The 13,767-nt window shown below is 60.0% G+C and carries 11 protein-coding genes and 1 pseudogene; 4 read left to right on the forward strand and 8 right to left on the reverse strand.

The window, feature by feature from the left end; translation table 11 throughout:
• Positions 1 to 37 precede the first annotated feature (37 nt).
• Positions 38 to 619, forward strand: a complete 582-nt coding sequence (locus tag ACXX83_RS23450; RefSeq protein WP_458549731.1) for a DUF6436 domain-containing protein — start codon at positions 38 to 40, stop codon at positions 617 to 619.
• A gap of 103 nt (positions 620 to 722) precedes the next feature.
• Positions 723 to 3,122: a penicillin acylase family protein gene (locus tag ACXX83_RS23455; RefSeq protein WP_458549732.1), complete on the forward strand. Its 2,400-nt coding sequence runs from the start codon at positions 723 to 725 to the stop codon at positions 3,120 to 3,122.
• 118 nt (positions 3,123 to 3,240) lie between these two features.
• Here the strand turns inward: ACXX83_RS23455 and ACXX83_RS23460 are convergent, their stop codons facing one another.
• A complete protein-coding gene (locus ACXX83_RS23460) occupies positions 3,241 to 4,206 on the reverse strand; it encodes a GlxA family transcriptional regulator (protein WP_458549733.1) in 966 nt (321 codons plus the stop codon).
• A gap of 305 nt (positions 4,207 to 4,511) precedes the next feature.
• Between ACXX83_RS23460 and ACXX83_RS23465 the strand changes: the two genes are divergently transcribed.
• The gene (locus tag ACXX83_RS23465) at positions 4,512 to 5,153 is read left to right on the forward strand and encodes an HD domain-containing protein (RefSeq protein WP_458549734.1); all 642 of its coding nucleotides are present in this window, start codon (positions 4,512 to 4,514) and stop codon (positions 5,151 to 5,153) included.
• Positions 5,154 to 5,294: 141 nt separating this feature from the next.
• On the opposite strand, the gene ACXX83_RS23470 is transcribed toward ACXX83_RS23465, so the two are convergent.
• The 4 genes from ACXX83_RS23470 to ACXX83_RS23485 all read right to left on the reverse strand — a co-directional run bounded on the left by ACXX83_RS23470 (position 5,295) and on the right by ACXX83_RS23485 (position 9,412).
• A complete protein-coding gene (locus ACXX83_RS23470; RefSeq protein ID WP_015097268.1) occupies positions 5,295 to 6,185 on the reverse strand; it encodes an ABC transporter permease subunit in 891 nt (296 codons plus the stop codon).
• Positions 6,182 to 7,063, reverse strand: coding sequence for an ABC transporter permease subunit (locus ACXX83_RS23475; RefSeq protein ID WP_191624904.1), 882 nt, complete (start codon positions 7,061 to 7,063; stop codon positions 6,182 to 6,184). Before ACXX83_RS23475 ends, ACXX83_RS23470 begins: the two co-directional genes overlap by 4 nt.
• 35 nt (positions 7,064 to 7,098) lie before the next feature.
• Complete coding sequence (locus ACXX83_RS23480) at positions 7,099 to 8,241, reverse strand: ABC transporter ATP-binding protein (protein WP_008048747.1); 1,143 nt, start codon at positions 8,239 to 8,241, stop codon at positions 7,099 to 7,101.
• 73 nt (positions 8,242 to 8,314) lie between these two features.
• Positions 8,315 to 9,412 carry a polyamine ABC transporter substrate-binding protein gene (locus tag ACXX83_RS23485; protein ID WP_458549735.1) on the reverse strand — a complete coding sequence of 366 codons (1,098 nt, stop codon included), beginning with the start codon at positions 9,410 to 9,412 and terminating at the stop codon, positions 8,315 to 8,317.
• A 153-nt stretch (positions 9,413 to 9,565) separates the two neighbouring features.
• On the opposite strand from ACXX83_RS23485, the pseudogene ACXX83_RS23490 reads away from it, so the two are divergent.
• Positions 9,566 to 9,649 (forward strand): annotated as a pseudogene (locus ACXX83_RS23490) (outer membrane lipoprotein carrier protein LolA); the annotation flags it as partial.
• A gap of 3 nt (positions 9,650 to 9,652) precedes the next feature.
• On the opposite strand, the gene ACXX83_RS23495 reads toward ACXX83_RS23490, so the two are convergent.
• The 3 genes from ACXX83_RS23495 to ACXX83_RS23505 all read right to left on the reverse strand — a co-directional run bounded on the left by ACXX83_RS23495 (position 9,653) and on the right by ACXX83_RS23505 (position 13,737).
• Complete coding sequence (locus ACXX83_RS23495; protein ID WP_015097272.1) at positions 9,653 to 10,765, reverse strand: polyamine ABC transporter substrate-binding protein; 1,113 nt, start codon at positions 10,763 to 10,765, stop codon at positions 9,653 to 9,655.
• 188 nt (positions 10,766 to 10,953) lie between these two features.
• On the reverse strand, positions 10,954 to 12,318 hold the full coding sequence (locus ACXX83_RS23500; protein WP_458549736.1) for an aspartate aminotransferase family protein: 1,365 nt from the start codon (positions 12,316 to 12,318) through the stop codon (positions 10,954 to 10,956).
• A gap of 60 nt (positions 12,319 to 12,378) precedes the next feature.
• Complete coding sequence (locus ACXX83_RS23505; protein WP_015097274.1) at positions 12,379 to 13,737, reverse strand: glutamine synthetase family protein; 1,359 nt, start codon at positions 13,735 to 13,737, stop codon at positions 12,379 to 12,381.
• Between the last annotated feature and the right edge of the window lie 30 nt (positions 13,738 to 13,767).

Here is a 13,767-nt window from a genome sequence, read left to right on the forward strand (position 1 = left end):
AGCATGGCAAGCTAGCCGACCTTCGAGGACTGAACCGATGCACCCGCCCCTTCGCGCCACCCTGTTTGCCAGCCTGCTCGCCGTGGTGTGTGCCGGCGTATTGTGGGCGGCCTACGACTGGTTCCAGGGGCGTTACCTGCGGGCGTTCAGCGAGCACACGGCAATGTTTTCGGGTGATCCGCTGCGCCTTCCCGATGACCTCGCAGGCCCTGGCGCCATCCGCCTGGTGCATTTCTGGGACCCGGCCTGCCCGTGCAACGTCGGCAATCAGCAACACCTTACCGAACTGGTCGAGCGCTATGTACCCCATGGCGTGGAATTCTACGCCGTGCAAAAACCCGGTAGCCATGGCCAGTTACCGGGCACCTTGAACCGCCTGAAAACCATCGACGTCCTGCACGGTTCCGAACAGATCCCCGCCAGCCCGGCCGTGGCGATCTGGGACCGCAGCGGCAAACTGGCCTACTTCGGCCCCTACAGCGAAGGCCTGACCTGCAACTCCGGCAACAGCTTTATCGAACCCATCCTGCAAGCGCTGGATGAAGGCCGAGCGGTGAGCGCCACGCACACACTGGCCGTGGGGTGTTACTGCCCGTGGCCTGTCGATCCGGCGAAGTAAGCAAAGACACGCCAATACGAATCCCTCCTACGGGCGATGCGCCAAACCGGCGCGTCGTGTTACACAGTGGCACCTGGAATCACAATAACAACAAGGAGTCCCCATGAAACGCAGCTTGACCGCTCTCGCGCTGTTGATCGTCGTGCTGGCCGCCGGAGCCGGCTGGTACCTCTACAGTAAGCAGCCGTCACGCCAGGGCATGGTGGAACTGCAACACCTGCAAGGCTCAGTCACTGTGCGCTACGACGAGCGCGGCGTTCCGCATATTCGCGCCGACAACGAAACCGACCTGTATCGCGCACTCGGCTACGTGCATGCCCAGGACCGCTTGTTCCAGATGGAAGTCCTGCGTCGTCTGGCCCGTGGCGAACTGGCCGAGGTGCTCGGACCGAAGCTGCTCGACACCGACAAACTGATGCGCAGCCTGCGCATTCGCGAACGCGCCGAAACCTACTTCGCCAATCTCGACAAACAGTCACCCTCTTTCATCGCCATGCAGGCCTATCTGGACGGCATTAACCAGTATCAGGACAGCCACGCCAAACCCGTGGAGTTCGATGTGCTGGGCATTCCAAAACGCCCGTTCACCGCCCAGGACACCATCAGCATCGCCGGTTACATGGCCTACAGTTTTGCGGCAGCATTTCGTACCGAACCCTTGCTGACGTTCGTGCGCGATCAACTGGGCCCTGACTACCTGAGCGTTTTCGATCTCGACTGGCAGTCCAAAGGCGTGCTCGACGGGACCGCACCTTCCCTGGCCAGCGCCGACTGGAAAGACCTCAACGCCCTCGCCCGCCTGAGCGAACAGGCCTTGGCTGACAACGGCCTGCCCCAGTTCGAGGGCAGTAACGCCTGGGTCGTCGCGGGCAGCCGGACCCAAAGCGGCAAGCCTCTGCTGGCGGGTGATCCGCATATCCGTTTCTCCGCGCCGTCGGTGTGGTACGAAGCCCAACTCTCCGCGCCGGGCTTTGAACTCTACGGCCACTACCAGGCCTTGATGCCGTTCGCCTCCCTGGGCATGAACAACGACTTCGGCTGGAGCATCACCATGTTCCAGAACGATGACCTCGACCTGATCGCCGAGAAGGTCAACCCGGACAACCCCAATCAGGTCTGGTATCGCGGCAAGTGGGTGGACATGGTCACCAGCGAACAGAAGATTGCGGTCAAGGGCCAGGAACCGGTGACGCTGGTACTGCGTCAATCGCCCCACGGCCCAATCGTCAACGATGCCTTGGGCAGCGGCGTCGGCAAGACACCGATTGCAATGTGGTGGGCGTTTCTCGAAAGCCAGAACCCGATCCTGGACGGTTTCTACCAGCTCAACCGCGCCGACACCCTGGCCAAGGCCCGCAGTGCCGCAGCAAAAATCCAGGCACCGGGCCTGAACGTTGTATGGGCCAATGCCAAGGGTGACATCGGCTGGTGGGCGGCGGCGCAACTGCCGAAACGTCCGGCGGGTGTATGCCCATGGTTCATCCTCGACGGCAGCACCGCCGAGGCCGACAAGGATGGCTTCTACCCGTTCAGCGCCAACCCTCAGGAAGAAAACCCGGCGCGGGGCTACATCGTATCGGCCAACTTCCAGCCGGTGTCGCCGACCGGTATGGAGATTCCCGGCTATTACAACCTTGCCGATCGTGGTCAGCAGCTCAATCGCCAGCTCGGCGACAAAGCCGTGAAATGGGACCTGGAAAACAGCCAGAAACTGCAGCTGGGCACTACCACCGCCTACGGCCCGCGCTTGTTGGCGCCGCTGCTGCCGGTGTTGCGCGAAGTGCTGAGCGACCCCGCCGAACTCAAACTGGTGGAGCAACTGGCCCAGTGGAAAGGCGACTACCCGCTCGACTCCACCAGCGCCACGCTGTTCAACCAGTTCCTGTTCAATCTGGCTGACGCGACGATGCACGATGAGCTGGGCAACGAATTCTTCGAAACGCTGCTTTCGACCCGGGTGATCGACGCCGCACTCCCCCGCCTGGCCGCCAGCGCCGATTCACCGTGGTGGGACAACCGCAGCACCCTCGGCAAGGAAGCCCGCGCCGACACGGTGAAGGCCGCCTGGCAAGCCAGCCTCGCACACCTCAAGAGCACCCTCGGCGCAGACGCCTCGCAATGGCGGTGGGGTAGCGCGCACACCTTGACCCATGGTCATCCGCTGGGCCAACAAAAGCCGCTGGACCTGGTCTTCAACGTCGGCCCCTTCGCCGCCCCCGGCAGCCATGAAGTGCCGAACAACCTCTCGGCGAAGATTGGCCCGGCACCCTGGCCCGTCACCTACGGCCCTTCGACCCGGCGCCTGATCGACTTCGCCGACCCGGCCCACAGCCTGACCGTTAACCCGGTTGGCCAGAGCGGTGTAGTGTTCGACAATCACTATGATGATCAAGCCGAGGCCTACATCGAAGGGATGTATTTCCAGGCGCATCTCAATGATGAAGAAGTCACGGCCAATACGCGCAGTACGTTGAAGCTGTTGCCGGCGCGGGCTGCTCAGTAATTTTGCATTGGCTGGACCGGCCTCTTCGCGAGCAAGCCCGCTCCCACATTGGAACGCGATCTCATGTGGGAGCGGGCTTGCTCGCGAAGAGGCCCTCACAGGCAACAAAAATGTCAGCTCAAACCATCGCCGCAAAATTCAACCTGAATTGCTGCGGCGTCACCCCCAATCTGCGATTGAACACACTGCGCATGTGCTGGGCATCGCGGAAACCGCACTGATAGGCCACGGTCTTGAGCGGCGCACGCGTGCTTTCGAGCATCACCCGCGCCGCATCGACCCGCGCGCGCTCGACGAACTCGGCCGGGGTGATTTTCGCTTCCCTGGCAAACACCCGGGAAAAATTGCGCGCACTCATGTTGGCCGCATTGGCCAGGTCAGCGATGGCTAAATCGCCCGTCAGGTTGGCCAGCACGTAATGCTGGACCATCGCCACCGCCGAAGTCGGTTCGGCGTGGGGCGTGAGGAACGGGCTGAACTGCGACTGTCCGCCCGAACGCTGGGTGAACACCACCAGCCGCTTGGCGACATTCAGTGCCACTTCCGGCCCGTGATCCCGGCCCAATAGATACAACGACAGATCGATCCCCGCTGTGACCCCGGCCGAGGTGAACAGATCGCCGTCCTCAACGTACAGACGATCCGCTTCCACCCGGGACGAGGGACACAGCGCCGCCAGATCCGATGCGTCCTGCCAATGCGTGGTGACCGTGCGCCCCTCCAGCAACCCCGCCCGTGCGAGCATGAAGGCGCCGTTGCAGATCGAGCCAAACCGTTGCGCCCGCCCGCAGGCCCCGCGCAGCCAGGTGTCGAACGCCACGCCGAAACTCATGAACGGCAATTGCGGCCCGCCAGCCACCAACAACAAGTCGTACGCCTCGAGCGCTTCGCTGAAATGCCGATGGGCATTGAGTGCCAAACCGTTGGAGCACGCCATCATCCCGTGCTCGACGCCGATCACCTCCAGCCGATAGTGATCCTGCGGGGCAAGGAATCGATTGGCCTCGGAAAACACATCCATGGGCCCGGTGACATCCAGCGACTGGACGCCGGCGAAGACCACGATGGCGATGGTTTTACTCATGACGTGAATCGCCTCCTTTGGATCTGATTGCACCGTCCCTTTGTAGGAGCGAGCTTGCTCGCGATGGACGTGAGGACACCGCGTTCATTCAGGCAGCCAGCGTCATCGTTGAACGCCATCGCGAGCAGGCTCGCTCCTACAGGGGCTGCATGCACCCTAGCCAATCCAGCTCCAACAAGCGAGGTTGGCGCGATATGCATGCTCATTGGCCGGGATCGCAGCCATGGCGCGATTGTCCGGTTTCGAGGGGCGGAACAGACTGAAACCCTCAGCGCCACCCAGGCGTTCACGACGAGGAAAACTCCATGAGCACCACCATCGCCGGCATCAGGATCCCCGACAGCGCGCTGGCCAAGGCCACCACCGAATACATCCGTGACATCGAATCGGACCTGCTCTACCACCACTCACGTCGGGTATTCCTGTTCGGCGCCCTGAGCGGTGAGCGCAAGCAATTGGCCTACAACCCGGAGTTGCTGTACGTCGGCGCGATGTTCCACGACCTGGGCCTGGTGGAGGGTCACCGAAGCGACAACGAGCGCTTCGAAGTCGATGGAGCCAATGCGGCAGCCGCATTTCTCAAGCCTTACGGGCTGAGCGACGACGATATCGAACAGGTCTGGCTATCGATTGCCCTGCACACCACACCGGGCGTTCCTCAGCACTTGCGGCCCACCGTGGCACTGGTAACGGCTGGAGTCGAGATGGACGTGCTGGGCATGGACTACGCGGCGTTCTCCACCGTGCAGCGTGAAGCGGTGGTGCATGCGCATCCACGGGGCGAGGGGTTCAAGGAGTGCATCATCTGCGCGTTTGCCGATGGCTTGCGTCATCGTCCACAGACTACGTTCGGGAATGTGAAGACGGATGTGCTGGTGGATCAGGAACCGGGATTCAAGCCGATGAATTTCGTCGAGGTCATTCGCCGATCCCCATGGATCGCATAAACAAATGTGGGAGCGGGCTTGCTCGCGAATGCAGTGTGTCAGGCGACTATGATGTCGGCTGACACTCCCTCTTCGCGAGCAAGCCCGCTCCCACATATGGACCGGGTTGGCCACAAAGTTGTGGTCAACCTGGCATCAGGCTCAAGCCGCTTCCGGTGCCTGCGCGCGACGCACGTCCGGTTGCTTCCACGAATCAGCGGCAGCTTCTTCGATCGCTTGCTGGATCGCACGCTTGCGGCTTTCTTCGGCGCGACGGCTGAAGAACCAGACCAGGAAGGTCACGATCGACACCGCCAACAGGATCAGACTGGCCACGGCGTTGATCTCGGGCTTCACGCCCAGACGTACCGCCGAGAACACTTCCATCGGCAGGGTCGTGGACCCCGGGCCCGACACGAAGCTCGCCAGCACCAGGTCATCCAGCGACAGGGCGAACGACATCATGCCGCCGGCCGCCAATGACGGCGCGATCATCGGGATGGTGATCAGGAAGAACACCTTCCACGGTTTCGCGCCCAGGTCCATGGCCGCCTCTTCGATGGACAGGTCCAGCTCGCGCAAGCGCGCCGAAACCACCACCGCCACATAGGCCGCACAGAACGTGGTGTGGGCGATCCAGATGGTGACGATGCCGCGCTCCTGCGGCCAGCCGATCATCTGCGCCATGGCCACGAACAGCAGCAACAGCGACAGACCGGTGATCACCTCAGGCATCACCAGCGGCGCGGTGACCAGGCCACCGAACAGGGTACGGCCCTTGAAGCGGGTAATACGCGTCAACACGAACGCCGCCAGGGTACCCAGAGCCACCGCCGCCACCGCCGTGTAGCAGGCGATTTCCAGCGAGCGCACCACCGACCCCATCAGTTGCGAGTTGTCGAGCAGGCCGACGTACCACTTGATCGACCAGCCGCCCCACACCGTCACCAGTTTCGAGGCGTTGAACGAGTAGATCACCAGGATCAGCATCGGCAGGTAGATGAACAACAGACCCACTACCAGCATCAGGCTGGAGAAACGGAAGCGCTTCATTCTTTACCCTCCATTTCCTTGGCCTGACTGCGGTTGAACAGGATGATCGGCACAATCAGGATCGCCAGCATCACCACCGCCAGGGCAGACGCCACCGGCCAGTCACGGTTGTTGAAGAACTCTTGCCAGAGCACTTTACCGATCATCAGGGTTTCCGGGCCGCCAAGCAGTTCCGGAATCACGAACTCACCCACCACCGGGATGAACACCAGCATGCAGCCGGCGATGATGCCGTTTTTCGACAGCGGCACGGTGATTTTCCAGAAGCTGTTGAAGGTGCTCGAACCCAGGTCGGACGCGGCTTCCAGCAGGCTCTGGTCGTGCTTCACCAGGTTGGCGTACAGCGGCAGGATCATGAACGGCAGGTAGGAATAAACCACACCGATGTAGACCGCCAGGTTGGTGTTGAGGATCTGCAGCGGCTCGTCGATCAAGCCCATGCTCATCAGGAAACCGTTGAGCAGGCCGTTGTTGCTGAGGATGCCCATCCACGCATACACGCGGATCAGGATCGCGGTCCAGGTCGGCATCATGATCAGCAGCACCAGCACCGTCTGCACTTCCTTGCGGGCAACGGAGATGCCGTAGGCCATCGGGTAGCCGATCAGCAGGCAGAGGATGGTGCTGAACAGCGCCATCTTCAACGAGCCGAGGTAAGCGGCGATGTACAGCTCGTCACCGGCCAGCATCGCGTAGTTGCCCAGGTTAAGCAGCAACTGCAGCTTCTGCTCGGCGTAGCTGTAGATTTCGGTGTAGGGAGGAATGGCCACGTCCGCTTCGGCGAAACTGATCTTCAAAACAATGAAGAACGGCAGCATGAAGAACAGGAACAGCCAGATGAAGGGAACCCCGATGACCATCTGACGGCCACCGGGAATTATTCGATTGAGTCGACGCTTGAATTTGCGCATGTTCATGAGCGGAGCACCACGCCGCTGTCGTCTTCCCAGTACACGTAGACCTGATCACCCCAGGTCGGACGCTGCCCGCGACGTTCGGCGTTGGCCACGAACGACTGCACCAGCTTGCCGCTTGGCAGTTCGACGTAGAACACCGAGTGCCCGCCCAGGTAGGCGATGTCGTGCACCTTGCCGCTGGACCAGTTGTACTGGCAGGTCGGCATGTCGGCGGTGACCAGCAGTTTTTCAGGACGGATCGCATAGGTGACCGACTTGTCCTGCACCGAAGTGCTGATGCCGTGGCCGACGTAGATCTGACGATCCAGGTCTTTGCAGGTAATGATCGCGTGGCCTTCGGCATCGTCGATCACTTCGCCTTCGAAGATGTTCACGTTACCGATGAATTCACAGACCAGGCGGCTGGTCGGGGTTTCGTAGATGTCGATCGGGCTGCCGATCTGGGCGATCCAGCCCAGGTGCATGATCGCGATACGCTCGGCCATGGTCATGGCCTCTTCCTGGTCGTGGGTCACCATGACGCAGGTTACGCCGACACGCTCGATGATCTCCACCAGCTCCAGCTGCATTTGCGAGCGCAGTTTCTTGTCCAGTGCGCCCATCGGCTCGTCGAGCAGCAACAGCTTCGGTCGCTTGGCCAGGGAACGGGCCAGGGCCACACGCTGACGCTGCCCACCGGACAACTGATGCGGCTTGCGCTTGGCGTACTGGCTCATCTGTACCAGCTTGAGCATTTCGGCGACGCGGGCGTCGACTTCAGCCGCCGGGATCTTATCCTGCTTGAGGCCGAAAGCGATGTTCTGGGCCACGGTCATGTGCGGGAACAGGGCGTAGGACTGGAACATCATGTTGATCGGCCGCTCGTAGGGCGGCATGTCAGTGATGTCTACGCCATCGAGGAAAATGCGCCCCTCCGTGGGCCGTTCGAAACCTGCGAGCATGCGCAGCAATGTGGACTTGCCCGATCCCGAGCCGCCAAGCAGGGCGAAGATCTCACCCTTCTTGATTTCCAGGGACACGTCGTCCACGGCAATCGTCTCGTCGAACTTCTTCGTGACCCGGTCGATTTTGACCAGCACCTGTTTAGGTTGCTGGTCGCCCTCGAGGGCTTTCTTATAGGCGCCGGAGGCAACTGCCATTTACGAAACTCCCAAAAAAAAAGAGTGCAGTTCGCTCAAGGTGAGCCAACCTTGGATAGTTTGAGCCTTGAAGCTATTTACCCGACTTGACCTTGGTCCAGCTGCGGGTCATCAAACGTTGAATATTCGGCGGTAACTCGACCGACACGTAGGTCTTGTCGAGTACCTCTTGCGGCGGATAAACCGCTTCATCGGTGCGAATGGACTGTTCCATCAGCTTGTCCGACCCGGGGTTCGGGTTGGCGTAGCCGACGTAATCACTGACCTGAGCGATGACCTCAGGCTTGAGCAAATAGTTGATGAAGGCGTGAGCCTGCTTGACGTTGGCCGAGTCCTTCGGAATCGCCAGCATGTCGAACCAGAGCGCGCCGCCTTCTTTCGGGATCGAGTAGGCGATGTTCACACCTTTCTTGGCTTCTTCGGCGCGGTTTTTGGCCTGGAAGATGTCGCCGGAGAAACCGATCGCCACGCAGATATCGCCGTTGGCCAGATCCGCGATGTACTTGGATGAGTGGAAGTAGGTCACGTAAGGGCGCACGGCAAGCAACTTGGCGGTGGCCTTTTCGTAATCCTTGGGATCAGTGCTGTTAGCGTTCAGGCCCATGTAGTTGAGCACTGTCGGCATCATTTCATCGGCGGAATCGAGGAACGCGACGCCACAGCTTTGCAGCTTCTTGATGTTCTCCGGCTCGAACAGCACGCCCCACGAATCAATCGTATCGACGCCCAGCACAGCCTTGACCTTGTCGACGTTGTAGCCGATGCCGTTGGTGCCCCACAGGTACGGCACGGCGTACAGGTTGCCCGGATCGTTCTGCTCCAGACGCTTGAGCAGCACCGGGTCGAGGTTCGAATAGTTCGGCAGCTGCGACTTGTCGAGCTTCTGGAAAGCTCCGGCCTTGATCTGCTTGCCGAGGAAGTGGTTGGACGGCACGACCACGTCGTAGCCGGTACGCCCGGCCAGCAACTTGCCTTCCAGGGTTTCGTTGGAATCGAAAACGTCATAAACCGGCTTGATCCCGGTCTCTTTCTGGAAGTCCGCCAGGGTGGTCTCGCCGATGTAGTCCGACCAGTTATAAATATGCACGGTACCGGCGGCCTGGACACTGACGGCCATCGTCAGCCCGGCGCCCACCAGCATGGCATTGCGTAACAAAGAAAAAATAGGCACGTGGAGGTCCTCTGAAATTAGTTGGGCCCAAGTTGCCCCGCGCTACATGACAACCGTGGTTGCCCGGCAACAAAACCGGCGCGCAACTTACCCTCGAAAAACCGTTCCAGCAAAACTTTTATACAGACCCTTGTAGGAGCGAGCCCGCTCGCGATGGTCGTCAACGATGACGCGGGGTGCCTGACACCCCGCGGTGCTCTCAGGTTCATCGCGAGCAAGCTCGCTCCTACAGGGTTTTACTTATTTACCCGATTTAATCTTGGTCCAGCTGCGGGTCATGATCCGCTGGGTCGCGGCCGGCAAGTCGGCAATCGCGTACAGCTTGGCCAGCACGTCCGCTGGCGGGTAGATGCCTGGGTCAGCAGTGATTTCTTTATCAACCAACGGCGTGGCGGCCGCGTTACCGTTCGGGAAGCGTACGGCGTTGGTGATTTCAGCCATGATTTCCGGCTTCTGCAGGAAGGTCATGAACTTGTAGGCGCCCTCGACGTTTTCGGCATCCTTAGGGATGGCGACCATGTCGTAGAAGCTGCCGGCACCTTCTTTCGGAATGTTGTAGCTGACTTTCACCTTGTCACCGGCTTCTTCCGCGCGGGACTTGGCTTGGTAGATGTCACCCGAGTAACCCACGGCCACACAGATGTTGCCGTTGGCAAGGTCAGAGATGTACTTGGACGAGTGGAAGTAACCTACCGAAGGGCGGATTTTCAGGAACAGCGCTTCGGCTTCGGCCAGTTGTTTCTTGTCCTGACTGTCGGTTGGATAGCCCAGATAGTGCAACGCCACCGGGATCATCTCGGTTGGCGAATCGAGGAAACTGATACCGCAGGATTTCAACTTCGCGGCGTTTTCAGGTTTGAACAGCAGATCCCAGGAGTTGGTCGGTGCGTCGGCACCCAGTGCTGCCTTGACCTTCTCGGCGTTGAAGCCGATACCGATCGAACCCCACATGTACGGGAAGGCGTGCTCGTTGCCCGGGTCGCTCACGGAAACGGCCTTGAGCAGGTCGGTGTTCAGGTTCTTCCAGTTAGGCAGCTTGGACTTGTCCAGCTTCTGGTAGACGCCAGCCTTGATCTGCTTGGCCAGGAAGTTGTTCGACGGTACAACGATGTCGTAACCGGACTTGCCTGCCAGCAACTTGGCTTCCAGGGTTTCGTTGCTGTCGAAGACGTCATAGACAACCTTGATGCCCGACTCGTCTTCAAACTTCTTGACGGTGTCCGGTGCGATGTAGTCGGACCAGTTGTACACGTGCAGTACTTTGTCATCGGCCTGAACCGCGCCCGCCATCAAACCCATCACGGACATGGCAAGCAGAGTCTTGCCAGCGAGCTTTTTACCTAGTGCCTTCATGCGTAATGCTCCAAATTTTTCTTTTTTGAACCACTTGTTCAGCGGCCGAACCCGGGCAACTGGAACCGCGGCTAGTCTGGCAAGATCCACATCGGTCTTTCAAGGAAACGGTCATGCTTTCTGACAGTTCTGAGCGAAAGTTCCAACTTCATATGCAGAACTTCGGACTTCCGCTCAGAGCCTAGCACTTAGCCCTGCAATGCACTCAGGGTCAGGTCAAGACACTTGCGAGCCTTGGTCACCAGTTCATCGATTTCCGCCGGTGTAATCACCAGTGGCGGAGCGATGATCATGGTGTCGCCGACGGCGCGCATGATCAGGCCGTTGTCGAAGCAGAACTGGCGGCAGATCATGCCGACGCCCTTGCCCTCGTAACGCTTGCGCGTGGCCTTGTCCTGGACCAGTTCGATGGCCCCCAACAAACCCACCCCGCGAACTTCACCCACCAGCGGGTGATCGTTCAGTTCCCGCAGGCGCTTTTGCAAATACGGTGCCGTTTCTGCATGAACGCGCTCGATAATTTTCTCGTCGCGCATGATGCGGATGTTTTCCAGCGCCACCGCAGCTGCCACCGGGTGACCGGAGTAAGTGAAGCCGTGGTTGAAATCACCGCCTTCGTTCAGGACTTCCACCACTTCGTCACGCACGATCAGGCCGCCCATCGGGATGTAGCCCGAGGTCAGGCCTTTGGCGATGGTCATCATGTCTGGCTTGAGGCCGTAGAAATCGCTGCCGAACCACTCGCCGGTACGACCGAAACCGCAAATCACTTCGTCAGCCACGAACAGGATGTCGTACTTGGCGAGGATTTCCTTGATGCGCGGCCAGTAGGTGTCTGGCGGAATGATCACGCCACCGGCACCCTGGATCGGCTCGGCTATAAAGGCTCCGACATTGTCGACACCGACTTCCAGAATCTTTTCTTCCAGCTGATTGGCCGCCCACACACCGAACTCTTCCGGGGTCATGTCGCCGCCTTCGGCGAACCAGTACGGCTGGGCAATGTGGACGATGCCCGGGATCGGCAAGTCGCCCTGTTCATGCATGTACGTCATGCCACCCAGGCTCGCGCCGGCCACGGTGGAACCGTGATAGCCGTTCTTGCGGCTGATGATGACTTTCTTGTTCGGCTGGCCCTTGATCGCCCAATAGTGACGAACCATGCGCAGCATGGTGTCGTTGCCTTCAGAGCCGGAACCGGTGAAGAACACATGGTTCATGCCTTGCGGCGCGATGTCGGCGATGGCTTTGGCCAGTTCCAGTACCGGCGGGTGCGCCGTCTGGAAGAACAGGTTGTAGTAAGGCAGCTCGCGCATCTGTTTGCTGGCGGCATCGGCCAGTTCATCGCGACCATAACCAATTGCGACACACCACAGGCCGGCCATGCCGTCGAGGATCTTGTTGCCTTCGCTGTCCCAGAGGTAAACGCCCTTGGCGTTGGTGATGATCCGCGGGCCTTTCTCTTTCAGCTGCTTGAAGTCGCTGAACGGAGCCAGGTGGTGATCGTTGCTCAGGGTTTGCCATTCACGGGTTTGCGGGTTGTTGTTGGTCATGTGAATCTCCTAAAAAAAATCAGGTGAAGGCGCCGCTCGACTGCGGCGGCGCCCGGCGCATCAGACGGCAAAGAGCAGGAATTCCCTTTCCCACGAACTGATCACGCGCTTGAAGTTTTCATGCTCGGCCCGCTTGACCGCGACGTAGCCAGTGATGAAATTTTTGCCAAGGTAACGCTCGATGGTCGCGCTGTTTTCCATGCGTTCCAGCGCGTCTTCGATGGTCAGGGGCAGGCGCAGGTTGCGGCGTTCATAGCCACGCCCTACCACAGGCGCACTCGGATTCAGGCCTTCGACCATGCCGATGTACCCGCAGAGCAGGCTCGCGGCAATCGCCAGGTACGGGTTGGCATCGGCGCCCGGCAGGCGGTTTTCCACCCGACGGTTCTGCGGCCCGGCATCCGGAACCCGCAGGCCCACGGTGCGGTTCTCTTCGCCCCACTCCACGTTCACCGGCGCCGAGGTATCGGGCAGGAAGCGGCGGAACGAGTTGACGTTCGGAGCGAACAGCGGCAACAGTTCGGGAATGAGTTTCTGCAAGCCACCGATGTGGTGCAGGAACAACTGGCTCATGGTCCCGTCTTCATTGGAGAAGATGTTCTTGCCGGTCTCGATGTCGATGATGCTCTGGTGCAAGTGCATGGCACTGCCCGGCTCGCCGGTCATCGGCTTGGCCATGAAGGTCGCGGCCACGTCGTGCTTGAGCGCGGCTTCGCGCATGGTGCGCTTGAACACCAGGATCTGGTCGGCCAGGGATAGGGCATCGCCGTGACGGAAGTTGATTTCCATCTGCGCCGTGCCGTCCTCGTGGATCAGCGTGTCGAGGTCCAGGTCCTGCAGCTCGCACCAGTCGTAGACGTCTTCGAACAGCGGATCGAATTCGTTCGCAGCTTCAATGGAGAACGACTGGCGACCGGTTTCCGGGCGACCGGAGCGGCCGATCGGCGGCTGCAGCGGGTAATCCGGGTCGTCACTGCGCTTGGTCAGATAAAACTCCATTTCCGGCGCCACGATGGGCTGCCAGCCTTTGTCGGAATAGAGTTTCAGGACTTTCTTGAGTACGTTGCGCGGCGACAGCTCGATCGGGTTGCCTTGCTTGTCGTAGGTATCGTGGATAACGATGGCGGTCGGCTCGATGGCCCATGGCACCACGTAGACGGCGTCGGCGTCCGGCTTGCAGACCATGTCGATGTCAGCCGGATCGAGCAGTTCGTAATAGATGTCGTCTTCGACGTAATCGCCGGTCACGGTCTGCAGCAGAACGCTTTCTGGCAGGCGCATGCCTTTTTCGGCGATGAATTTGTTGGTCGGCGAAATCTTGCCCCGGGTAATCCCGGTCAAGTCGGCGATCATGCATTCGACTTCTGTGATCTTGTGGTTTTTCAACCAATCGGTGAGCTGGTCGAGGTTGTTACTCATAAATGCCTCTAGGCTTGAGTTGTCTGACCC

The organism is Pseudomonas sp. GNP012 (assembly GCF_054343835.1).

Coding starts and splice junctions, on each gene's coding strand:
- ACXX83_RS23450 (WP_458549731.1), top strand. CDS start 38: ATGCACCCGCCCCTTCGCGCCACCCTGTTTGCCAGCCTGCTCGCCGTG.
- ACXX83_RS23455 (WP_458549732.1), top strand. CDS start 723: ATGAAACGCAGCTTGACCGCTCTCGCGCTGTTGATCGTCGTGCTGGCC.
- ACXX83_RS23460 (WP_458549733.1), bottom strand. CDS start 4,206: ATGAGTAAAACCATCGCCATCGTGGTCTTCGCCGGCGTCCAGTCGCTG.
- ACXX83_RS23465 (WP_458549734.1), top strand. CDS start 4,512: ATGAGCACCACCATCGCCGGCATCAGGATCCCCGACAGCGCGCTGGCC.
- ACXX83_RS23470 (WP_015097268.1), bottom strand. CDS start 6,185: ATGAAGCGCTTCCGTTTCTCCAGCCTGATGCTGGTAGTGGGTCTGTTG.
- ACXX83_RS23480 (WP_008048747.1), bottom strand. CDS start 8,241: ATGGCAGTTGCCTCCGGCGCCTATAAGAAAGCCCTCGAGGGCGACCAG.
- ACXX83_RS23495 (WP_015097272.1), bottom strand. CDS start 10,765: ATGAAGGCACTAGGTAAAAAGCTCGCTGGCAAGACTCTGCTTGCCATG.
- ACXX83_RS23500 (WP_458549736.1), bottom strand. CDS start 12,318: ATGACCAACAACAACCCGCAAACCCGTGAATGGCAAACCCTGAGCAAC.
- ACXX83_RS23505 (WP_015097274.1), bottom strand. CDS start 13,737: ATGAGTAACAACCTCGACCAGCTCACCGATTGGTTGAAAAACCACAAG.